This window comes from Marivita sp., from assembly GCF_020055635.1.
In the GTDB taxonomy this organism is placed as follows: Bacteria; Pseudomonadota; Alphaproteobacteria; order Rhodobacterales; family Rhodobacteraceae; genus Marivita.
Genome location: NZ_JAIPUT010000032.1, coordinates 27,029 through 48,469, shown reverse-complemented (window position 1 = coordinate 48,469; position 21,441 = coordinate 27,029). Strand labels below are relative to the sequence as shown.

21 protein-coding genes are annotated in these 21,441 nt (G+C 66.7%); 16 read left to right on the top strand and 5 right to left on the bottom strand.

The features are described from left to right. The 3 genes from LCF60_RS15085 to LCF60_RS15075 form a co-directional block, all read left to right on the top strand. The coding region (locus tag LCF60_RS15085; RefSeq protein WP_292292871.1) for an FAD-dependent monooxygenase at positions 1-839 on the top strand (839 nt) is incomplete at its 5' end. A 107-nt stretch (positions 840-946) separates the two neighbouring features. Next, the gene (locus LCF60_RS15080) at positions 947-1,435 is read left to right on the top strand and encodes a MarR family winged helix-turn-helix transcriptional regulator (RefSeq protein ID WP_292292870.1); all 489 of its coding nucleotides are present in this window, start codon (positions 947-949) and stop codon (positions 1,433-1,435) included. A gap of 32 nt (positions 1,436-1,467) precedes the next feature. Further along, a complete protein-coding gene (locus LCF60_RS15075) occupies positions 1,468-2,223 on the top strand; it encodes an endonuclease/exonuclease/phosphatase family protein (RefSeq protein ID WP_292292869.1) in 756 nt (251 codons plus the stop codon). Here the strand turns inward: LCF60_RS15075 and LCF60_RS15070 are convergent. From LCF60_RS15070 to LCF60_RS15060, 3 genes are all read right to left on the bottom strand, one after another. After that, a complete protein-coding gene (locus LCF60_RS15070) occupies positions 2,220-3,716 on the bottom strand; it encodes a glucan biosynthesis protein (RefSeq protein WP_292292867.1) in 1,497 nt (498 codons plus the stop codon). The two genes, LCF60_RS15075 and LCF60_RS15070, sit on opposite strands and share 4 nt — an antisense overlap. Beyond that, complete coding sequence (mdoH, locus tag LCF60_RS15065) at positions 3,716-5,281, bottom strand: glucans biosynthesis glucosyltransferase MdoH (RefSeq protein ID WP_292292866.1); 1,566 nt, start codon at positions 5,279-5,281, stop codon at positions 3,716-3,718. The genes LCF60_RS15070 and mdoH overlap by 1 nt, the downstream gene beginning before the upstream one ends. 94 nt (positions 5,282-5,375) lie before the next feature. After that, positions 5,376-5,927 carry a cytochrome b gene (locus LCF60_RS15060; protein WP_292292865.1) on the bottom strand — a complete coding sequence of 184 codons (552 nt, stop codon included), beginning with the start codon at positions 5,925-5,927 and terminating at the stop codon, positions 5,376-5,378. Positions 5,928-6,034: 107 nt separating this feature from the next. On the opposite strand from LCF60_RS15060, the gene LCF60_RS15055 reads away from it, so the two are divergent. The 7 genes from LCF60_RS15055 to LCF60_RS15025 all read left to right on the top strand — a co-directional run bounded on the left by LCF60_RS15055 (position 6,035) and on the right by LCF60_RS15025 (position 13,887). Beyond that, complete coding sequence (locus LCF60_RS15055; protein WP_292292863.1) at positions 6,035-6,781, top strand: CDP-alcohol phosphatidyltransferase family protein; 747 nt, start codon at positions 6,035-6,037, stop codon at positions 6,779-6,781. A gap of 11 nt (positions 6,782-6,792) precedes the next feature. After that, entirely contained in the window at positions 6,793-8,403 is a 1,611-nt protein-coding gene (locus tag LCF60_RS15050; RefSeq protein ID WP_292292862.1) for a sulfatase-like hydrolase/transferase, read from the top strand. After that, on the top strand, positions 8,400-9,347 hold the full coding sequence (locus LCF60_RS15045) for a lysylphosphatidylglycerol synthase transmembrane domain-containing protein (RefSeq protein ID WP_292292861.1): 948 nt from the start codon (positions 8,400-8,402) through the stop codon (positions 9,345-9,347). Before LCF60_RS15050 ends, LCF60_RS15045 begins: the two co-directional genes overlap by 4 nt. A gap of 113 nt (positions 9,348-9,460) precedes the next feature. Further along, entirely contained in the window at positions 9,461-10,459 is a 999-nt protein-coding gene (locus LCF60_RS15040; protein ID WP_292292859.1) for an ABC transporter substrate-binding protein, read from the top strand. Then, positions 10,449-11,249: an ABC transporter ATP-binding protein gene (locus LCF60_RS15035; RefSeq protein WP_292292858.1), complete on the top strand. Its 801-nt coding sequence runs from the start codon at positions 10,449-10,451 to the stop codon at positions 11,247-11,249. The genes LCF60_RS15040 and LCF60_RS15035 overlap by 11 nt, the downstream gene beginning before the upstream one ends. Continuing rightward, positions 11,246-12,841 (top strand): ABC transporter permease subunit, encoded by a 1,596-nt coding sequence (locus LCF60_RS15030; RefSeq protein ID WP_363318420.1) that lies wholly within the window; start codon positions 11,246-11,248, stop codon positions 12,839-12,841. Before LCF60_RS15035 ends, LCF60_RS15030 begins: the two co-directional genes overlap by 4 nt. Beyond that, positions 12,838-13,887, top strand: coding sequence for a glycosyltransferase family 4 protein (locus LCF60_RS15025; protein WP_292292857.1), 1,050 nt, complete (start codon positions 12,838-12,840; stop codon positions 13,885-13,887). The genes LCF60_RS15030 and LCF60_RS15025 overlap by 4 nt, the downstream gene beginning before the upstream one ends. 32 nt (positions 13,888-13,919) lie before the next feature. Here LCF60_RS15025 and LCF60_RS15020 read toward each other — a convergent pair whose 3' ends face one another. Then, a complete protein-coding gene (locus LCF60_RS15020) occupies positions 13,920-15,476 on the bottom strand; it encodes an acyl-CoA dehydrogenase family protein (RefSeq protein WP_292292856.1) in 1,557 nt (518 codons plus the stop codon). Beyond that, a complete protein-coding gene (locus tag LCF60_RS15015) occupies positions 15,473-16,210 on the bottom strand; it encodes an SDR family NAD(P)-dependent oxidoreductase (protein ID WP_292292854.1) in 738 nt (245 codons plus the stop codon). Before LCF60_RS15015 ends, LCF60_RS15020 begins: the two co-directional genes overlap by 4 nt. 98 nt (positions 16,211-16,308) lie before the next feature. Between LCF60_RS15015 and LCF60_RS15010 the strand changes: the two genes are divergently transcribed. The 6 genes from LCF60_RS15010 to LCF60_RS14985 all read left to right on the top strand — a co-directional run bounded on the left by LCF60_RS15010 (position 16,309) and on the right by LCF60_RS14985 (position 21,437). After that, a complete protein-coding gene (locus LCF60_RS15010; RefSeq protein WP_292292853.1) occupies positions 16,309-17,106 on the top strand; it encodes a crotonase/enoyl-CoA hydratase family protein in 798 nt (265 codons plus the stop codon). After that, entirely contained in the window at positions 17,106-17,579 is a 474-nt protein-coding gene (locus tag LCF60_RS15005) for a MarR family transcriptional regulator (protein WP_292292851.1), read from the top strand. The genes LCF60_RS15010 and LCF60_RS15005 overlap by 1 nt, the downstream gene beginning before the upstream one ends. After that, positions 17,576-18,451: an amidohydrolase family protein gene (locus LCF60_RS15000; RefSeq protein ID WP_292292850.1), complete on the top strand. Its 876-nt coding sequence runs from the start codon at positions 17,576-17,578 to the stop codon at positions 18,449-18,451. The genes LCF60_RS15005 and LCF60_RS15000 overlap by 4 nt, the downstream gene beginning before the upstream one ends. Positions 18,452-18,480: 29 nt before the next feature. Beyond that, positions 18,481-19,572 (top strand): TRAP transporter substrate-binding protein DctP, encoded by a 1,092-nt coding sequence (gene dctP, locus LCF60_RS14995; RefSeq protein WP_292292849.1) that lies wholly within the window; start codon positions 18,481-18,483, stop codon positions 19,570-19,572. A gap of 66 nt (positions 19,573-19,638) precedes the next feature. Beyond that, positions 19,639-20,139 (top strand): TRAP transporter small permease, encoded by a 501-nt coding sequence (locus tag LCF60_RS14990; protein WP_292292848.1) that lies wholly within the window; start codon positions 19,639-19,641, stop codon positions 20,137-20,139. After that, positions 20,136-21,437: a TRAP transporter large permease subunit gene (locus tag LCF60_RS14985; RefSeq protein WP_292292847.1), complete on the top strand. Its 1,302-nt coding sequence runs from the start codon at positions 20,136-20,138 to the stop codon at positions 21,435-21,437. Before LCF60_RS14990 ends, LCF60_RS14985 begins: the two co-directional genes overlap by 4 nt. The last annotated feature ends 4 nt before the right edge of the window (positions 21,438-21,441 follow it).

The window sequence follows — 21,441 nt, the reverse complement described above, 5'->3', positions numbered from 1 at the left end:
TGGATGGCGTAACGCGGTCCGAACGCGGGCGTCTACTGGTCGCGGCTGATGGCATCCATTCGGCGATCCGGGCGCAGATGTATCCCGACCAGCCGCCGATCCATTGGGGCGGCGCTGTCATGTGGCGCGGCACCGTGCGGGCCAAGCCGTTGCGGACCGTGTCGTCCTTTGTCGGGCTGGGCACGCATCGGCATCGCATGGTGATCTATCCGATTTCGCAACCGGATGAGACCGGGACCGCGCTCATCAACTGGATCGCAGAAGTGACGATGGACGACGCGGGCGCATGGCAGCAGGACGGCTGGTTCAAACCGGTCGAGATTGACGAGTTCGTTCATCATTTCGAGGAGTTCCGCTACGATTGGCTGGATGTTCCGGCAATGCTGCGGGCCGCCGATTGCGCCTATGTGAACCCGATGATCGACCGTGATCCGGTGCCAAGCTGGGTTGACGGGCCTGTGGCGCTGATGGGGGACGCGGCGCATGCGATGTATCCAACCGGGTCGAACGGCGCCAGCCAGGCGATTGTCGATGCGCGGGTGATCGGGGCCAGGATACTAGAGCACGGCGTGACCGAGGCGGCGCTTTCCGCCTATGACGCGCAGCTGTGCGGCCCGGTGTCCGAACTGGTGCTGCGCAATCGCGGGGCGGGGCCGTTTGGATTGCTCAACCTGCTCGATGACCGCTGCGGCGGCGTGTTCGACGTTATCGACGACGTGATCCCGGCCGAGGAACGCAGGGATTTCATGGCGAATTACAAGGCGGCCGCCGGGTTTGCCATCGACACGCTGAACGCGGCGCCTCCGACGATCGGCACCGGCGCCCGGGTGGACGGTTAACGCAAGGCGGCTGGCGGAACGCCACTCCAGAGGCCTAAGCCGGCGACCCTTTGCACCTGCAACGATGACGGCTATCATCAGGGTCACCCCGCAGGAGCCGTGCCCGCATGTCACAGTCTTTCCGTCTGTCCTCGTTTCTGCCCTACAGGCTGTCGGTTCTGTCGGATCGCGTCAGCCGTCGGTTGTCTGTCGCATACGGACGGTCGCACGGCCTGTCGGTCGCGGAGTGGCGCGTGCTGGTGCATCTGCGCGCGGCGGGCCAGGTGTCGGTCCGGGACATCGAGACCTGCGTGAACCTCGAGAAATCGCGGGTCAGTCGCGCCGTTGCGCGGCTTCAATCCGCCGGGCTGGTCAAAAAGGCCGTGGGACAGGGAGATGGCCGGTTGGTGGCGATCTCGCTGACCCAAGAGGGCGGGACCGCGCTGGACGACATTCTTCCGGTGGTCCTGGGCATCGAGGCGGAGTTGCTGTCCGATCTGACCGCGCAGGAACGGGAGGTGTTTTCGCGGGTTATCGAAAAGCTTCATGTCGCGCTGGACCAAGAGGGCGATGTCAAACCCGTGCCGACCCCGGCGCAGGACACCACGGATGCTTGATCGAGGGGTCTGCTGCGCTAGGCCTCAAGGCTATGGACAGACCAAAGAACACTGATGCGGCCGCGTTTTCCTGTGTGACCTGGAATATTCACCGGGGCCAGGGTGAAGACGGTCGGGTGGATGCAGGGCGTACGCTGGAGGTCCTGTGCTCGGACGTCTGTGCCCACGGCCCGGACGCGGTATTCCTGCAAGAGGCGGACGAGGAAACGCCGCCGCATCACGGGATCCTCGATATCGACCGCGTCGAGCGTCAAACCGGATTGCGCAGCGTGCATCTGGACGCATCGCTGCGCTGGGGCGCGGGCAGTCACGGGTTTCTGGGTGTGATCGTCTTTCTGCATCCGGCGTTCGAGGTGCAGGACGTCACGCTTCTGGACCTGCCGGGCCATTGCCACCGTGGTGCGGTGATCGTGGATGCGGAACGTGGCGGCGTGCCGATGCGCCTGATCGCAACGCATCTGTCACTTAGCCAGATCCTGCGGATTGCCCAGATGCGCACGCTGGGGCAGCATCTTTTTCGGCGTGACGCCCGTCCGACCCTTCTGTGCGGAGATTTGAACGAATGGCGGCCCTGGAGCGGGCTGGCCCTCTCACGGTCGGTGCTTGGTGCGCGGTTCGCGGGGCCGACCCTGGCCACGTTTCCGAACAAGCGGCCATTGCTGCCCCTGGATCGCGTGCTTGCCAGCGGGGGTGCGCGGGTCGAGACCGCGCGGGTGCTGGACGGGCCGGGCATTCGCATGGCTTCGGACCACCGGCCGCTGGCTGCGGATGTCGTGATCGCGCCCTAGACGCCGCCGTCGCGCGCAGGGGTCCAGCGATGAAGCCAGACCGGGCTTTGGGCCTGTCCGGCGGCATCCCGCAGCACAAGGCGCAGATCAACAGGCGATGCGTCCCGAGGCGAGAGCAGAAAGGTCACGCGCGTGCCGCTTTGGTCGGGCAGGGGAAACAGGCTGACGCCCGCAATCCGCGCGTCCTGCAGGGCGGATATGTCAGGTTGCAGTCCGTTTGAAGGCCCTTCGAAGTCAATGACATAGCGCCGCGCGCCGGGGGTGTCGTGCTCTCTGCCGCTGCGGCTTTGCCGGATCGCGTGGCCGGTGCCGGAGGGCAGATCGCGCGTCCAGGTCAGCCGGTAATCGAAGCGATGCTCGCTGCCTGCGGCAAGCGGGGTCTCGGGGCGCCAGAAGGCCACGATATTGTCCATGAACTCGTCGCCGGTGGGGATCTCGACCAGCATCACCGCGCCGCGTCCCCAATCGGTCGCCGGGGTCACGAAGGCGCTGGGGCGGTCGTGATAGCGGGCCTCGGTATCCTCGAAATCGGCAAAGTCGCGCGGGCCCTGGTAGAGGCCGAACCGGGCGGGGCTGTCATCGACAAAGGCCGAGGTCTGAAGCGTGGCCGGGTTGGTGATCGGTCGCCAAAGCTGTTCTCCGGCCCCGTTCTCGATCACCAGCAGATCGCTGTCATGTACGCGGGGCCGGAAATCATCCGACACGGCCGAACGGATCGGCCCCTTGAGATACATCGAGGTCAGCGGTGCGACCCCGATATCCGCGATCTCGCGGCGCGGCAGGACCGTGACCGAGAGGTCGATCCGCGTGTCTGCACCGGGGTGCAGAACCATGTCGACATGACCGGCCAGCGACGGGCTGTCGATCACGCCTTCGATGCGGACCGATCCCTCGTGGGCGGGGTGCAGGCGCAGCTGCGTGAAGCGGGGGAATTCCTCGGGGTCCGGCCCCCCGGTGCCCAGCGCCACCGCCCGCGCCGAAAGGCCGTAGACCATTGCCTGACCGATGGCGCGGAAATAGCTGGCCCCCTGGATGACCAGCACCTCGTCCATCCGGTCGGCGGCGTTCAGCGGATAGCGCAGGCGCAGGCCGGAAAACCCGGCGCCGGGCGTGTCGTCGGGGATGTCGTCGAAATAGCGCGGGGCGAAATCGAACAGGTCGGTCGAGAACGCGATCCGTTCCGGGCCCGCGCCGGTATCGCGTTCAACGACGACAGGCGTCGGGAAATACAGCCCCGGCGGCAACAGGTCGATGGCAAAGCGCGGGCCATGCGGGATCAGCGCGGCCTTGCCCACCTTTGGGCGAATGGCGCGAAAGGCGTCATAGGTCAGGTCTGCAAAAGGCGGTGGCAGGCGGTCGGCTGGCGCGACATGGGGGCGGGCGGCCAATGCGCGGGCGACCTCCAGAAGCGGCGTGTCGGGTGCTGCCCGCACAGGCAGGGCCGCGAGCAAGGCCAGGGCGGACGTGGCCTGCAAAAACGCGCGCCGGTGCATCAGGCCCGCGCGTCCAGAGTGCGGTAGAGGATCGGCGCAGCCAGCAGGGGCGCGACCACGGGGGTCAGCCAGATCAGCGTCGCACCGCTGCTGGAAAGCGCCAGGGCGGCCAAGGCAAGGCCGAGCGTCATTTCCGCAACCCCGGCGGGCAGGACGGTGGCGTGGCGGCGTCCCGATTTCCAGCCGCAGTCGTTGCCCGCCAGCACCGACATCACGGCCCCGGTCTGCCGGGCCATGACGATGGGCGCGATCAGGCTCGAGACCACCAGTTCGCCAAGGGTGGCGCGGGCCACGACCGTCCGGCGCATCGGCGTCGCGGCGGGCCACGCGATCAGCGCGCAGAGCTTCGGCAGCAGCAGGACCAGCAGCACGAGCGCCAGCGGCAGGGCACTGTCCAGACGGATGGCACCCCCGGCCGTCAGCGCGATCAGCCCGAGCCAGATCGGCGCGACGAGGTAGCTCAGAAGGCCGGACACAAGGTGCAGCCGGCTCAGCGGGGCGAGGCCCGGTTCGAAAAGCAGGCGCATATGTTGCAGATTGCCCTGGCACCAGCGCCTGTCGCGCCGGTGGAACTCGGCCAGCGTCTGCGGGGCGTCCTCGGCGCTTCCCGTCGAGTCCGGGTCCAGCATCACTGACCACCCGGCGCGGCGAATCCACGCCGCCTCGATGAAATCATGGCTGAGGATGTCACCACCGAACGGCGCGGGCCCGGCGAGTTTCGGCAAGGACGCTGCGGCGCGGAAGGCCGCCACGCGCATGATCGCGTTATGGCCCCAGTAATTGCCGCAAGACCCGGTCCAGGCGGCGAAGCCGCGCCCGAAATTGCGCGACAAGAGCCGCGAGGACACCCGCTGAAACCGTCCGAAACGGCTGCGCCCCGGCACCAGTCCGATGCCGGCTTGCAGCAGGCCCAGTCCCGGTCTCTGCTCGATCTTCCAGACCATGTCCCGGATCCGGTCGGCGCTCATGCGGCTGTCGGCATCGAGCACAATCATGTAGGCAATCGCCTCTCCGTGGTCGTGCAGCCAGTCGGCGATGTTTCCGGGCTTGCGGCCGATATTGGCGTTCCGTCTTCGGTAGCTCAGGGTGCCCGCCGCCTGAAGCGGTGCGAAGATCGCCGCTTCCCGGTCGGCGGCAGAGCGGTCTGACGTGTCCGACAGAACGTGAATCTCGGTCACCGCATCAAGGCCGATTTCTGTCAGGTGACGGTGCAGCTTTGTCAGGGAGCGGGCCAGGGGGTCGGGTGTTTCACCGCAGAGCGTGACAAGGATCGCGGTGCGGTTGGCCGGCACCCATGTGTCCGGTGGGGACGGATCGGCGCGGTCCTCGACCAACGTGCCAAGAATGGCCGTTGCCGCCCCGCCCGAGATCCAGAGCGCGGTCAGCCCGACCATCCCGAGAGCGAGGTACGTGACCGGCGTCCACTCTGCCAGCGATCCGGCGAAGCTCAGGACAATGGCGCCGCTCATGCCGAGGGTCAGAAGCGCAAACGTCAGCAAGGGCGCAGGACCGGCAAGCCTTGTGCTTTGTCCCGGAGCGCGCGCAAGCGTTTCTGCTAAAGACATGAAGAGGCGTGTCCTTTCAATGGTTCAGGTCAGGCGATTCACGCGTGACGCGTCCTGCGAGAGGTATCGCCGGAACCGGGTTCGGCAAGCTGCACTATCTGGCAGAGGCCCCGAATGGCGGCCACATGCGCGAAAACACGCCGTCCTTCCGAACGATGCCGTGAAAAGCCGCGGCGCCGATATGCATGGCGATCAGCGCGCTGATCGCAAGCGCGCCCAGGTAATGCACGGTCTTTGCCGTTTCGGCGAGCGCATCCGAGCGCGGCACCAGCGACGGCGCACCCAGCGCGTCGAGGGTCTCGATCGGGAACCCGCCGGCCTTGACGCGGATATACCCGGCAATCGGCATCAGCAGCAAAAGCGCATAGAGCCCCAAATGCGTCAGCCATGCGATCTTTTCCTGCCAAGCCGGCACGTGTTCAGGCAAAGGTGGCGGTGGCGTGCGCAGGCGGATCGCGATGCGCAGGAGAATCAACGCGAACAGCAGGACACCGACATTCTTGTGGAAGATGAACAGGCTGTTCTGCAATCCCCGGTCAAGGCCCTCCTGCACCATCAGCAGTCCGGCCGGAATCGTCATCAACACGATGACGGCCATGGTCCAGTGGATCAGACGCGGGGCAAGGCGATAGCGGCGTTCGGGCATGTAATGTCTTCCTTCAATGCATATCATCTAGATGGAGGTGCCGTCACATCAAGTCGGACATGCCTGCTTGACTGGGCTGATGTGACGCTACCTTCTTCGGCATGGCCATGACACACAACGAAAATCCACGCGTGATCGCCCGCACCGTCCGGACCAGCCCGGTTTTCCAGCCACGCACCGAACTTGCAGGTGCCGCCGGTCTTGGCCTGTGTGCCATCGTGCTCACCGGTCTGGTCTGGCCGTCTGTCGGCTGGGAGGCCGTTGTCGCATCGCTGGCGATGTTCGGCTTGGCCTCGGCGATCGCCGCGCAACGGGTGCATCGGAGCTATCCGCATGACCGGCTTGGATTCGGCAACCTGACCACGATGATCCGGCTGGTCCTGACTTCGGTTCTCGTGCTGCCGCTCCTGGCGGGGCAGGATCTGTCCTGGGCGGCCTTTTCGATTGCAGTTCTGGCTTTGTGCCTTGACGGCGTGGACGGGCGGCTCGCGCGGCGGCAGAACCTGGTCTCGCAGTTCGGCGCGCGGTTCGACATGGAGGTCGACTCGCTTTTCGGGCTGGTTCTGGCGGTGAATGCAGGGCTGGCCGGCGGCTTCGGGCCGTTTGCCATTCTGCTGGGTCTGCCGCGCTATGCCTTTGGCGCCGCGGCGCTGATGTATCCGTGGTTGCGGCATGACCTGCCCGAGAGGCGGGGGCGCAAGGCGGTCTGCGTGCTGCAACTGGGAACGCTGATCGCCTTGCAGGCGCCGGTTCTGCCGACATGGCTGGCAAGCATTCTGATCGTGTCGACCATTGCCGGGCTCGCCTGGTCCTTCGGGCGGGACATCCTGTGGCTGCGGGCAGCCCGCCGGTGAGCGGGCCTGTCATGCGACTGGTCGCCGCCGCGTTGGTCCTGCACCTGGTCCTGATCCAGCCCAACCATCCGGCCGCGATGACCTGGGGCGCCCTTCTGCTGTTCCCGCTCGAGCTTCCGGTTCTTCTGCTGGCGCTGATCGCGGTTCCACCGGGCCGCACGGCGACCGTGTTTCGCGCCGTGTTGACCGGCGCGATGACGGTGCTCGTGCTGTTGAAAGCCGCAGACTACGGCATGTTCACCGCGTTGGGGCGCGGGTTCAATCCGGTTGCCGATCTTCCGCTGATCGAAGCGGGGGTGCGATTGCTGGTCGGGTCGGTCGGTCCGGTCCTGGCCATCGCGGCCTGTGTCGCGGCGGTCCTGGTCGCGGCTGTCGTCGCCTGGGCGATCTGGTGGGCGACTGGCGTGTGGAACAGGATCGCGCCGGGACGCCGGGTCATCGCGGGAACGGCATTGGCCGCGGGAACTTTCGCAGGAATTGCCATCGCCGATGTCGGGTCGGCGATGGGACGCTGGGCGCTTCCCGTCGATTTCCCCGGAGCGGCCTTTACCGCGCGGGTCGCGGTCGAGCGCATCGCCACGGCGCGAGAAACGATCAGTAACCTGCGCGCCTTCGAGGCAGCGGCGCGGAACGATCCCTACGCAGACCGCGACGGACTCTTGACCGTGGTGGACCGGGACGTGCTGATCGTGTTCGTCGAAAGCTATGGACGGGCCAGTTTCGACACGCCGCTTTATGCCGGGACACATGGCGCGACGCTTGATGCCGCCCAGACCCGACTTGCGGCTGCGGGGCTGTCCATGCGTTCAGGCTGGCTGCACGCGCCGACGCGGGGCGGGCAAAGCTGGCTGTCGCATGCGAGTTTTGCAAACGGCCTATGGATCGCCGATCAGTCCAGCTATGGCGCGGCCCTGGTCAGCGGTCGGCAGACGCTCTTTCACATGGCGCAGCGCTCGGGGTTCCGGACCGCCGCCGTGATGCCCCAGATCACGCTGGACTGGCCGGAAGCCGACTTCATGGGCTTCGATACCGTGCTTGCGGCGCAGGATCTGGGCTATCGGGGCGCGCCCTTCAACTGGGTGACGATGCCCGACCAGTTCACCTTTGCCGCGCTTGACCGGAAGTTGCGCAGCGGAGCGTCGGCAGAGCCGCTATTCGTCCAGATCGCGCTGGGCTCGTCGCATGCGCCCTGGACGCCGGTGCCTGACCTGGTGGCCTGGGAGGCGATCGGAGACGGTGCGGTCTTTTCGGAAATGGCGCAGGCGGGTGATCCGCCCGATGTCGTCTGGCGCGACCGTGACCGGGTGCGCGACCAGTATCGACAAGCCGTCGATTATGCCCTGCGGGTCGTGTTCGACTACGCCGCGCGCCATGCGTCAAAGCCACCTCTGATGATCGTTGTCGGCGATCACCAGGCGGCAGGCTTCGTGGCGCTGGATGACCGCGCCGATGTCCCGATCCACGTGCTGGGTCCGGCGGCCCTGGTAGAGCGTTTCGACCTCCCGGGCTGGTCGGCCGGTCTTGTGCCGGACCCCGCGTCGGAGGTGCGCCCGATGAGCGACATGCGCGACCTGATCCTCGAGACCTTGTCGGGGGCGGACCTGAAAAGGTCGGGCAGTTGATCCTGTCTCGCGCAACGATCCCCGGCTGGAGCATACGCGCCGCGCAAGTCGCGGTCGCGCTTGGGCTGATGGCACTGCTCTGGCGCGCGGCGGATGGACCGGACGCAGCGCAAAGCCTGGCTGCGGCCGATCCGTCATGGCTGGCGCTCGCGTTCCTTGCGCTGACGGCTCAGACGGTGCTGTCGGCGCTGCGCTGGCAACTTGCGGCAGGTCAGCTTGGCATCCGTTTCGGCCCGTGGCACGCGATCCGGGAATATTACCTTGCGCAGATCGTGAACCAGTCGCTGCCCGGCGGCATGGTCGGAGATGCCGGTCGGGCGGTGCGGGCGCGCGAACAGGCGGGGCTGTTGGTCTCGAGCCAGGCCGTGGTCTTCGAGCGTCTGGCCGGACAGGTCGCGATGTTTCTCACCCTTGCCGTCGCCTTCCTTGGCACATGGCTGGTGCCCGGCGGTCTTGTCTGGCCAAGGTGGCTGGCGCTCCCGGTGCTTGGCGCCTTGCTGCTGGGAGGCGCGCTGCCTCTTGTCCTGCTGGCCCTGACGCGGGTTCCGGGGGGCATCGGCACGCGCAGCGCGGGGCTTTGTCGGGCCATCGACCGGGCCCTGATGGCACCGTCCGTCCTGCCGTGGCACATCCTGCTCAGCATCGGCACCACGTTGTGCAACCTTGCCGCGTTTTCCTTCTGCCTTCAGGCGGTTGGCGTCTGGCTGAGCCTTCCGGCGATCGCCGCGCTGGTGCCGCTGATCCTGTTCACCATGCTGATCCCGGTATCGATCAGCGGCTGGGGGCTGCGCGAAGGTGCCGCCGCCGCCCTGCTGCCCATCGCCGGTGTGCCAGCCAGTTCCGGTCTTGCGGCAAGTGTCGCCTTCGGCCTTGTCTTCATCGCCGCGGTTCTACCGGGCCTTGTCGTCTGGCTTTGGCCCGCGCGGGGAACGACACGGCGATGAAAACGTTGGCATCGGCGGGTGATCGGACAGAGCTTTGCACCGCAGCACTTGCCACGTCACGGTTGAGGCTTACCCTTTCCAAGCGAAACCAACAGGATGTACGAGAGGATGCCATGACCCCAGATCGATTGACCCGCCGCCGTCTATTGGGAACCGGAGCCGCCGCCCTGGGGGCTGGCGTTCTCGGGCTGGGCCCCAGGAGGCTTCATGCCCAGTCCAACGTCGCCTTGCAGTTGTCCTGGCTGCATTCGTCGCAATTCGCCGGCAGCTATATCGCGATGGATCGCGGCTGGTGGTCCGAGGCCGGGCTTGACGTGTCGCTGCTGCCCGGTGGCCCCAACGCGCCGGTCGAGCCGCCGGTGGTGTCCGGCACAGCGCTGGTCGGCATCTCGGCCGCAGATTACACCGCTGCCGCGGTCGAAGAGGGCGCGCCGTTCAAGATCCTCGGGGTCGCGATGCAGAAAAACCCCTTCGTGGTGGCGTCCCTGCCGGACAACCCGGTGAACGAACCCGCTGATCTTGTGGGCAAGCGGATCGGCATGGCGCTGGCCAACACGCCGGTGCTTCAGGCGCTCTGCACCCTGAACGATGTCGACATGAATGAAATCGACATCATCCCGACGCAATATTCCGCGCAGCCGCTGCTGGCCGGCGAGGTGGATTGCCTGCTGTGCTGGGAGACCGACCTGCCGGTCGCGATGGCGATCCAGGGCATCGACAGCGTCACGATGCTGATGGCGGATCACGGATACGCGGTGCATTCGCAGACCTATATCGCCACCAATGACAGCATCGCCAACCGTCGCGCCGATCTCGTGGCGCTCATGTCGGGCGAGGTCCGGGGCTGGGAGGCCTACAGGCAGGACACCGATGCGGCGGCCGAACTTACCATCGAAATGTATCCCGATGCCGGTCTCGATCTGGAAACGCAAAAGCTCCAGGCCGCGCGGCAGGTGCCGCTGATGTTCTCGGACCTGACCGAGTCCAACGGGTTCGGCTGGTGGACCGATGACACCGTCGCCGCCAATATCGAAACACTGGCGCTTCTGGGCAGGACGGTGACGCCCGACCTGTGGGACCGCTCAATTCTTGAAGAGGTTCATGGCGCCTGACGTGACACCCCCGCCCGAGATCATCTGCTCGGGCCTGGCGAAGACCTTTGACGGGCGGACCGAAGCGGTGCGCCCGACAGACGTGACGTTCCATGCCGGCCAGACAACCGCCCTTGTCGGCCCGTCCGGCTGTGGCAAGTCCACGCTCCTGCGGATGGTCGCGGGACTGGAGGCGCCATCCGCCGGGCAGCTCCTGATCGGCGGAATGCCGCCGGCCGAAACCTTGCAGAACGCGGCATTGTCCATCGCGTTCCAGGACCCGTCGCTGCTGCCCTGGCGCACGGTGCGGGGCAATATCGCGCTGGCGCTCAGCCTTGCCCGCAGGCCGGTCGATGACGCCGAGATCGACCAGCTGATCTCTCTTGTCGGCCTCGACGGGTTCGCCGAGGCGCGGCCTGCGGAACTGTCGGGCGGGATGCGCCAGCGCGCCGCGATGGCGCGCGCTCTGGTGACGCGTCCGGGGCTTTTGCTGCTCGATGAACCGTTTGGCGCGGTGGACGAGCTGACCCGGCACCAGCTGGCGCAGGATCTGCCCCGGATCTGGGAGGCGCGCGGCACCACCACGCTGCTTGTCACCCATTCCGTGACCGAGGCGGTGCTGTTGTCGGACCGGGTGATCGTGCTGTCTCCGAGGCCCGCCGAAATCATCGCGGATATCGCCATACCGCTTGACCGCCCGCGCGAGTCCGGGATCGAACGGTCGCCTGATTTCGGTGACCTGACCGATGCGGTCTATGCCGCGCTGTCCCGTGGCATGACCCTGGATCGCCCCCCGCTGGCGGCACAATGACCGGCCTGTCCTTGGTGCACGCCGGCCGCCCCGCGCGGGGCATGACGGCACGGGGATATGGCGCGTGGCTTGGCGTCTTGGGGCTTCTGCTGGTCTGGGAAGCCTTGGCGCACGTGGTGTCTGGCGCCTTCGTTCTGGCCGCCCCAACCGAAATCCTGGCCTACCTGGTGGAAGATCGCGGGCTGGTCACGCGTGCCTTGGGCGTCACGCTTGGCAACGCGGCGCTGGGCTATGTGTTCGGCAACCTTGCGGCGATCGCCCTGGCGGCTCTGGCGCTTCTCTGGCCCCGCAGCGAACGGATCGTCACCGGGCTGGCGCTGCTGGTCTATTGCCTGCCGCTCGTGGCGACGGGGCCGATCCTGCGCGTGCTCTTCGGACCGGGCGCGGGGCCGCAGATCACGCTGGCGGCGCTGGCGGTCTATTACACCACGCTGATCCCCCTGCTGGTGGGGTTGCGCGCCGCGCCTGCGGGATGGTTCGACCTGGTGCGCAGCTATGGCCGCGGTCGCTGGTCCGAACTGGTGCATGTGCGCCTGATGGCGTCGCTGCCATACCTCTTCGCCGGTCTCCAGATCGCCGCCCCGGCGGCCTTTCTCGGCGCGATGGTCGGAGAATTCACCGGGGCGGAGCGGGGCTTGGGCGTGTTGACCGTCCGGGCGATCCGCGCGCTCGACGTGGACATGACATGGGGGGTCGCCACTGTCGCCACGGCGGTGGCCATCCTGGCCTATGTCGGGCTGGGCATGATCGCCCGCCGGTTTCTCAGGGACGCGCCTCCGGTCATCCTGGCGGCACCCGCCAGTGACACGGTGCGCGACTCCGGGTCAGGCTGGAAAGCAGCGATTGGCGTGACGGTGATCGCGCTTGCCGGGTGGGCGCTGGCCTTCTGGGTGTTCGACCTGAACCCGTTCTTCGCCAAGGGACCAATGGACGTGCTCGACGCCCTGCTGCTGGCCGAGGATGCGGGGGCGACGCGGGGAACCCTGGCAGTCGCCCTGTCGGAAACCGCGGTCTACCTGCTGCCCGGATATTTTGCCGGGCTCGCCGCGGGGGCAGGGCTGGCGATGCTGCTGGTGCTGGTTCCGGTGATCGCCGGCACCGCCATGCCGCTTGCCATCGCGCTGCGGTCGGTGCCCATTGTCACGACCGCCCCGCTGGTGGTGCTGCTGCTTGGGCGCGGGGCGACGGGCACGATCGTGCTGGTTGCGGTGATGGTGTTCTTTCCGACCTTCGTGGCCTGCCTGCACGGCTTGCGGCAAGCGCCGGGCCAGGTGCTGGATGTCTTCGACAGTTTCGCCGCCGGGCCGGTGTCGCGCCTCGTGCGGGTGCGCATTCCGGCGATGCTGCCCGCGTTCTTCGCCGCCGCGCGGATGGCGGTTCCGGCTTCTGTGCTTGCGGTAACGGTGGTCGAATGGCTGGCCACCGGGGCCGGGATCGGAAGCCTGATGGCGATGTCCGCGTCGCTTTCGGATTTCGACATGTTGTGGAGTTCGGTGGTGCTGGTCGCCGCCATATCGGCCCTGGGATATGCGCTTGTCGGGTCGGTGGAGCGGCGCATCCTTCGGGTCTACGCACCCGAGCAGTTGACATGAACCGGCGCGCTGCCGCCTTCGCCATTCCGGGCGATATCGAGACGCTGACCGGCGGCTACATCTACGAGCGTCGCCTGCTGGAAGGCCTGAGAGAGCAGGGCCGGGATGTGACCCATATTCAGCTTGGCGACAGTTTTCCCGACCCGACACCCGCCGACATGGCCGACGCGGTTGTGCAGGTCGCTTCGGTCGATCCGTCGCGGCCGCTGATCCTCGACGGGCTGGTCTTCGGGTCGATTGCCACCGAAGGGCTGGCGACCGTGACCGCGCCGATCGTCGCGATGATCCATCATCCGCTGGCGCTTGAAAGCGGACTCGACCCGGTGCTTGCAGACCATCTTTACCGGACCGAGCGCGCCAATCTTGGCCTGGCTGCGCATGTGCTGGTGCCCAGCCCGCACACCGCGCGCATCCTGGCCGACCGCTACGATGTGGCCCCGGATCGCATCACCATCGCGCGGCCCGGCACCGAACAGCCGCCACGCCCCCGCAACCCGGCGGCACCGCCCTTGATCCTGTCGGTCGGTATCCAGCATCCGCGCAAGGGGCATGACATTCTGCTGAAGGCGCTGGCCCGGTTGACGCATGACGCATGGCAGGCGGTGGTCGTCGGATCGCGATACAGCCCTGCGCATGCCGATCATCTGGAGCGTTTACATGCCGAGCTAGGCCTCGGGCCGCAGGTGCGCATGGCGGGGCGGGTCTCGAAGGCCGCCTTGGCGGAACTCTATGCGCAGGCATCGCTTTTTGTGCTTGCCACGCGGTACGAGGGTTATGGCATCGTCTTTGACGAGGCGCTGGCGCATGGCCTTCCCATTGTGGCCTGCGATACCGGGGCCGTTCCGGATACGGTGCCGCAAACGGCCGGGTTGCTTGTTCCGGTCGAGGACGAAAATGCCCTCGCGCTGGCCATCGACCGACTGCTCGGGGATCGCGCCTTGCGGGACCGCATGTCCGAAGCTGCGGCGCAGTATGGCCGCCGCCTGCCATCCTGGTCGGACACCTGTCGCATCGCCGGGGACATTCTGGACCACGTGTCGCGCTAGGGCATCCTGCTGCACCCGCGCCCTCGGCGATTTCAGCCTTTCAGAGCCCGCCGCGCGCGTCCGGCGTAAAGGGTGAACTGCCCGTCCAGATCCTCCAGCTGCTGCCGGGCATCGCCGGGAAGGCGCGGACCAAGCCATTCGGCGACTGCCAGCCATCCCGCGCGCAGGACGGCGTCGGCAGCGGCCAGGCGTCGGGGCGCCGGGGCCGCGCGAAGATCCGCGACCAGAGAACCGAAGGCGGCGGCAATCGGGCCGGTGGCCTCTTTGCGGAACACGTCGTATCCGCTGGGGTCGCGGATCAGGCGGCGCTCGGCAAAGTCGATGCCCTGCATGCCGGTCGTGCCCTCGTAGATCGCGGCCACGCGAATGTCGCGCAGGGTCTGCTCGAGCGGCCAGTCCCTGGTGTAGCCCGCACCGCCCAGCACCTGGATGGCCGCATTGGTCACGTCAAAGCCCGTTTCCGCCCCGTGCGCCTTGGCCAGCGGCAGCAGGAATTGTGCCAGCGCCGCCGCGTCGGGATCGTCTGGCGACCGGTCCATGCAGGCGGCAAGCTGAAGCACCACGGCGCGCAGGATCTCGGTGCGGCTGCGCATCTCGGCAAGCTGGCGCCGGATATCGGGATGCAGGGCGATGGGCACCGGCGGCTGTGTCGGGTCGCCGCCCTGACGCCGCTCGGCGGCGTATGTTTCCGCGATCTCGGTGGCGCGCGCGGCGGCAGACAGGCCCTGGCAGGCGACTTGCAGGCGCATCATCGAAATCATCGTGAAAAGCTGCGGCAAGCCGCGCTCGGGCGTGCCCAGCAGCACGGCTTGCGATCCGTCGAAAGACAGCGCGCAGGTGGGCGAGCCGTGCAGCCCGAGCTTGTCCTCGATCCGGATCACCGACACCCCGTTGGGGCTGCCATCGTCCAGGGTGCTGGGCACCAGGAACAGGCTCAGCCCGCGTCCGCCGGGCGCATCCCCGGTGCGGGCCAGCAGGCAATGACCGATGCGCGGCGCAAGGTCGTGATCGCCGAAGCTGATCCATTGCTTGGTGCCGTGGATGCGCCAGTGATCGCCGTCGGGTTCCGCCCGGGTGCGCATCCGGCCGACATCCGACCCGGCATCGGATTCCGAGATGCAGATCGTCGCGGCGCGCCGGCCCGCGATCAGGGCGGGTATCCAGTCCGCCGCCACGTGTTCGGGCGCATGTTCCGCCAACAGCACCGAGGCCGAGGCGGTGGCCCCGCAGGCCATGTTGAAGGCAAGACCCGCCCGGTCGAACAGTGCCATGGTCATCGCCTTGAGCGGGAGCGGCAGGTCGGACCCGCCGTATTCTTCCCCCAGGTCGAGGCCAAGCCAGCCTCCGTCCGCCACGGCCTGCCAGGCGGATGGATAGCCGTCCGGCGTCAGGACGCGGCCCCGTTCGACGCGGCAACCCTGGCGGTCGGCAAGGCCATCGAGCGGGGCCAGCACATCATCGGCCAAGCGGCCGGCGGCGTCGAGGATGCTGTCCAGAAGCCCGGGATCGATCTCGGGGCGCGTCGCGTCCGGCATCGCGTCATGCGCGGCGCGGAAGCGGGCGATTTCGGCGGCGGAGGTCGGGATCATTTCGGTGCCAGCCGGGTCGCCCCGTCCAGACGGATGACCTCGCCATTGAGGTAGTCCATTTCGACGCAGAACTGCACGGTCCGCGCGAATTCGTCGGGCTCTCCAAGGCGGCTGGGGTAGGGGATGCCCGCCGCCAGCGCGGTCTGCGCCTCTTGCGGCAGGGTTCCCAGCAGGGGGGTGACGAAGATGCCCGGCGCGATGGTGTTCACGCGAATGCCGAAGCGGGCGAATTCGCGCGCCATCGGCAGGCCCAGCGACACGATCCCGCCTTTCGAGGCCGCATAGGCCGCCTGGCCGATCTGACCTTCGAAGGCGGCGACAGAGGCGGTGTTGACGATCGTGCCGGCAAGCCCGGCCTCGGCCATGCGGGCGGCGGCAAGGCGACAGACGTTGAACGTGCCCACGAGGTTGACGTTGATCACGGTCCGGAACGCATCAAGCGACATCGGCCCCTCGCGTCCGACGACGCGGGCGGCGGTGCCGATCCCGGCGCAATTCACGATGATCTGCGGTGTTGCGGAGGCAGTATTAAGGGCGTTTGCAATCGCCGTTTCGTCCGTCACGTCAGCGGTCGCCGCGATGCCCCCGACCTCCTGCGCCACCGCAGTTGCCGCATCGGCGTCGCGGTCGACGACGATGACCAAAGCGCCTTCCGCAGCTAGACGTCGTGCCGTGGCGGCCCCAAGCCCTGATCCGCCCCCGGTGACCAGCGCCGTTTTGCCGGAAATCTGCATGATGCGCCTTCTTGTCTGCCCTCAATCTTTCCGACGAAATACTTTACGCGGAAACAATTTGCAAATATAGATTGGCGGAGTGAACGCAGGAGGCTGGCTTGGCAGAGGCGGATGACGACCGGCTGGTGACGTACCGGACACAGGACAATGTCGCGCTTATCGGGCTGAACCGTCCGGCCAAGCGCAACGCGATCAGCGACCGTTTCGTCGAGGCGATCAACGATGCCGTGCAGCGCGCGCAGGCCGAGTGCAGGGCCGCGGTGATCCACGGTCACGGGCCGCATTTCTGTGCCGGTCTCGACCTGTCGGAACATTCGGAAAAGCCGCTTTTCGAGGCGGTCAAGGGCTCGCGCCGCTGGCATGCCGTCTTCGATCATATCGAGCGGGGCACGATCCCCTTTGTCAGCGCGCTGAGCGGCGCCACCGTGGGTGGCGGGTTCGAACTGGCCGCCGCGACCCACATCCGGGTGGCGGACATGACTGCCTTCTTCGCTTTGCCCGAAGGCCAGCGGGGGATCTTCGTCGGTGGCGGCGGCTCTGTCCGGATCTCGCGGCTGATCGGCCCGGCGCGGATGGGAGACATGATGCTCACCGGCCGCGTCCTGAGCGCCGCGCAGATGGAGCAATGGGGCGGTGTGAGTTACGTGGTCGAGGAGGGTCAGGTGCTCGAGCGGGCGACCGCGGTCGCCGCGCGGATGGCCGAAAATGCCGAGTTCACCAACTACGCCATCATCAACGCGCTGCCCCGGATCGCGGACATGTCGTCCGAAGACGGGCTTTTCGCCGAAAGCATGGTGGCGACACTGGCGACGATGACCGATGACGCCAAGGACCGGCTGCGGGCCTTCCTGGAGAAACGCGCGGCCAAGGTCACGCCGCCGGGGCAGGAGGGGTGATGTCGGATCTGGCCGAGACCATCACCGAGGATATCTCGCTTGGCGAGCTGGACAGCTCGCTCGGGTTCCTGTTGCGCATGGCCCAGCTGCGCGCGTTCGAACGGTTCTACGCGGCCTTTGGCGAGCTTGACCTGCGGCCGGGCGAATTTTCCGTGATGTGGGTGATCCGCCGCAATCCCGGCGTGCGGCAGGGTTTGCTCGCCGAAACCCTCGGCATCAAGCCCGCGCAGATGACCAAGATGATCCGCAGGCTGGAGCTTCAGGGGCGGGTCAGCCGAATCATTCCCGATGACGACCGCCGGTCGGTGCGGCTTTACCTGACGGCCGCCGGAGACGGCTTCATCGACGCGCACAAAGAGGCGTTCTTCGGCCATGACGACTACCACAATCACGGTCTGAGCGAGGCGGATTGCCGCCAGCTGGCGCAGCTCTTGCGCCGCTACGCCGGACTGGAGACCGAGGCAGACACATGAATATCGACGACCTGATCGCCATCGACTTCCACACCCATGCCGAAGAGCCGTGCTGCGGACCGCGGGACGACGGGTATGATGATTTCCAGGCCGGGATGGCAGCCTATTTCAACAACCCGGCCGGGGCGGATGGCATGCTGCCCAGCGTACAGCAGACCGCGCAGTATTTCCGCGAACGCAAGATCGGCGCGGTGATCTTTCCGGTGGATTCCGAACGCGAAACCGGCTTTCGGCGCTATTCCAACGAAGAGGTCGCGCAGATCGCTGCCGAGAATGACGACATCCTGATCCCGTTCGCCAGCATCGACCCATCCAAGGGCAAGGCCGGGGCTCGCGAGGCGCGGCGGCTGGTCCGCGAGTTCGGCATCAGGGGCTTCAAGTTCCATCCCACGATGCAGGGGTTCTTTCCCAATGAACGCTGGGCCTATCCGCTTTACGAGGCGATTGCCGAAGAGGGCGCGATCATGCTGTTCCATACCGGCCAGACCGGCGTGGGAAGCGGCATGCGGGGTGGCATGGGGATGCGGCTCAAGTATTCCAACCCGGTGCATGTCGATGACGTGGCGGTCGATTTTCCGGACACGCCCATCGTGCTGGCGCACCCGTCCTTTCCGTGGACGGAAGAGGGCCTGATGGTCGCCCAGCACAAGCCGAACGTCTATATCGACATGTCCGGCTGGTCGCCGAAATATTTCCCGCCCATCTTCGTGCATTACGCGAATTCGATCCTGAAAAAGAAGATGCTTTTCGGGTCGGACTGGCCGGCGATCACGCCGGACCGCTGGCTCAGGGATTTCGAGGCGCTGGACATCAAGGAGGAGGTCAAGCCGCTGATCCTGAAGGAGAACGCGCGGCGCATTCTGAACATCTGAACAAGCTTCATCGAGGGAGGACAACAAAGATGAAACTGAATTTCTCACTGACGGCACTCGCGGCGGTCGGTGTCATGGCGGCAGGAACGGCTTCGGCCCAGGACCTGCGCCTGGCACCGGCGGCCCCCCCGGCGCATCCCGCGCATTACATGTACACCAATTTCGCCGAATATCTCGACAAGGAATCCGGCGGCACCATCGGCACCACCCTGCTTGGGCCGGAAGTCGTCGCGCTGCCGCAGATGGCGGATGCGCTGAAATCCGGGCTGGCCGATATCGGCAACTCGCTGCCGCTTTACTTCGCGGCCGATTTCCCGCTCACCGGCGTGGCCGGGGATCTTGCGTTGCAGGGGCGCAACCCGCACGCGATGGCGCTCGCCATGACCGAATGGGTGGTGAACTGCGCCCCGTGCCAGCAGGAATACAAGGAATTCGGCGGCGTGTTCCTGGGGGCCGGATCGTCCGACGTCTACGGCCTGATCACCACCACCCCCGTCAACTCGGTCGAGGACCTGCGCGGTCTGCGCCTGAGGTCGGGCGGCGCGCCCTATTCGCGCTGGGCCGAACATTTCGGCGCCACCGGCGTTCCGATGGGGGTCGGTGACACGTTCGAGGCGATGAGCCAGGGCACCATCGACGGCACGATGGCGTCGATCGTCGACATGCTGTCCTTCCGCCTGGTGGATGTGGCCACGCATTTCAACACCGTGCCGATCGGCACCTACCATGCCACGTCCAACTTCACCGTGGCCCTGCCGACATGGGAATCGATGACCGTCGAGCAGCGCCTGATGGTGACCAAGGCAGCGAACCGGGGCAATTTCGACCTGACCGACCGGTGGGGTTTCCAGCTTCCCGAGGCCGCCCGCGCGGCGGTCGCGGAGTCGGACATCACCGTGGTCGAAGCGTCGGACGAGCTGATGGCGGCATCCGAAGCCTTTGCGCAGCAGGACCGGGAGACCCAGGTCGCCGCAGCCGGTGACATCGCATCCGATTTCGCCGCCCTGATCGACGAATGGTCAGAGGCGATTGCCGAGATCGGCAATGATCCCGATGCCTTGGCCGAACTGGCCTGGGAGCGCATCTGGGCCGATGTCGACCTCGCGACCTACGGACTCTGACACCTTGCGCCCTGTTCCGCTGCGAAGGCGGGACAGGGCATCCTGCCCGACCCGGAAGCCGAATTCATGGATACGATCGTCAAGGCCGCCTCTGTGGTCGCCCGCGTGCTTGCCCTTCTGGGGGCCATCGCCGTCGTGGTGATGATGCTGCATATCTGTCTCGACGTGGTGCTGCGGAACCTGTTCCGGTATTCGTTCAGTTCGACCAACGCGATGGTGGCGCGCTATTACATGGTGCCGCTCGCGTTCCTGCCGCTGGCCTATATCGAGCTGCGCGACGAGATGGTGTCGGTGGAGCTGATCGACGGTTTCCTGCCGCGCTGGTTGCGGCAGGCCTCTGACGCGCTCGTGGCCCTGATCGCCTGCGGGATCTACGGCACGCTGACCTGGGCGACCTGGGGGTCGATGGTGTCGAACTGGTCGCGCGGGACGATGATCGAACTGGGCGAGATCGCGTTCCTCACATATCCCAGCTACGTCTTTCCCACCGTCGGGTTTGCCCTTGCCACTGCGGCCTGCCTGATCAAGGCCGCCGACCGGGCGCGCCAGATCGGAGACCCCGCATGAGTGTCGAAACCGGGTTTCTGGGCGTCGGCATCCTGATCGCGCTCCTGTTGTTGCGCGTGCCGGTCGCGATGGCGCTCATCGCCGTCAGCTTTGGCGGTGTGGTGAGCCTGGTCGGGATCAACCCGGCTGTCGGCATTCTCTATTCGACCCCGTACGATTTCGTCGCGTCCTGGACGCTCTCGGCGGTGCCGATGTTCCTCCTAATGGGGTTCGTGGCCTTCCATGCCGGGCTGACCGGGGGGCTGTTCGACGCCGCCAAGCTGGTACTGCGGCGGCTGCCCGGCGGGCTTGCCATCTCGTCGATCTTCGCCTGTTCGGGCTTTGCGGCGGTGTCGGGATCATCGCTCGCCTGTGCGGCGGCGATGGGCCGGATCGCCATCCCCGAGATGGTGCAGGCGGGCTACCGGCCCTCCATCGCGGCAGGCTCGATCGCGGCGGGCGGCACCATCGGTGCGCTGATCCCGCCATCAATCCTGATGATCCTCTACGGCGTCTTCGCGGAAACCTCGATCACGCAGGTCTTCGTCGGCGGCATCGGCATCGGGCTGGTCACGGCGGTTTCCTATTGCCTCATCATCGTGTTGATCAGCGTGCTGCGGCCGGACGTGATCCCGCCCGCCGCGGCGGTGCCCGAAACCGGGAGCACCCGCGCCGCGATCCTCAACGTTCTGCCGATCTTCGCGCTGATCGTGCTGGTGTTCGGCGGGCTTTTCGCCGAATTCTTCTCGGCCACCGAGGCGGGCGCGGTCGGCGCCTTGGGGACCATCGTGATCTCTGCCGTGACCCGCCGCCTGAACCGCGAGGTCATCAGCCGGTCGCTTCTCGAAACCGTGACGACGACCGGGTCGCTCTTCATCATCGCGGTGGGTGCGGCGATGTTCACGCGGTTCCTCGGGCTGTCGGGCCTCTCGGGTTTCATCAATTCCTGGGTCGCCGGCGCGGACCTGTCCTATGTGCAGCTGATGCTGATCGTGGTGCTGGTCTACCTGGCGCTTGGCACCTTCATGGAGCCGGTGGGCGCAATGCTGGTGACCCTGCCGGTGTTCCTGCCGGTGCTCGAGTCGCAGGGCCTGAGCGCGGTCTGGTTCGGCGTGCTGGTGGTCAAACTGCTCGAGATCGGGATGATCACCCCGCCGGTCGGGCTCAATGTCTTCGTCATCAAGAACGTGGCGTACAAATACGTCACCACGGCGCAGATCTTTGCCGGGGTCATCCCGTTCCTGCTGGCCGACCTGGTGGTGGTGGTCTTGACCATCGCATTCCCGGCGGCGGTGCTGTTCCTGCCCGGACTCCTGTAACACC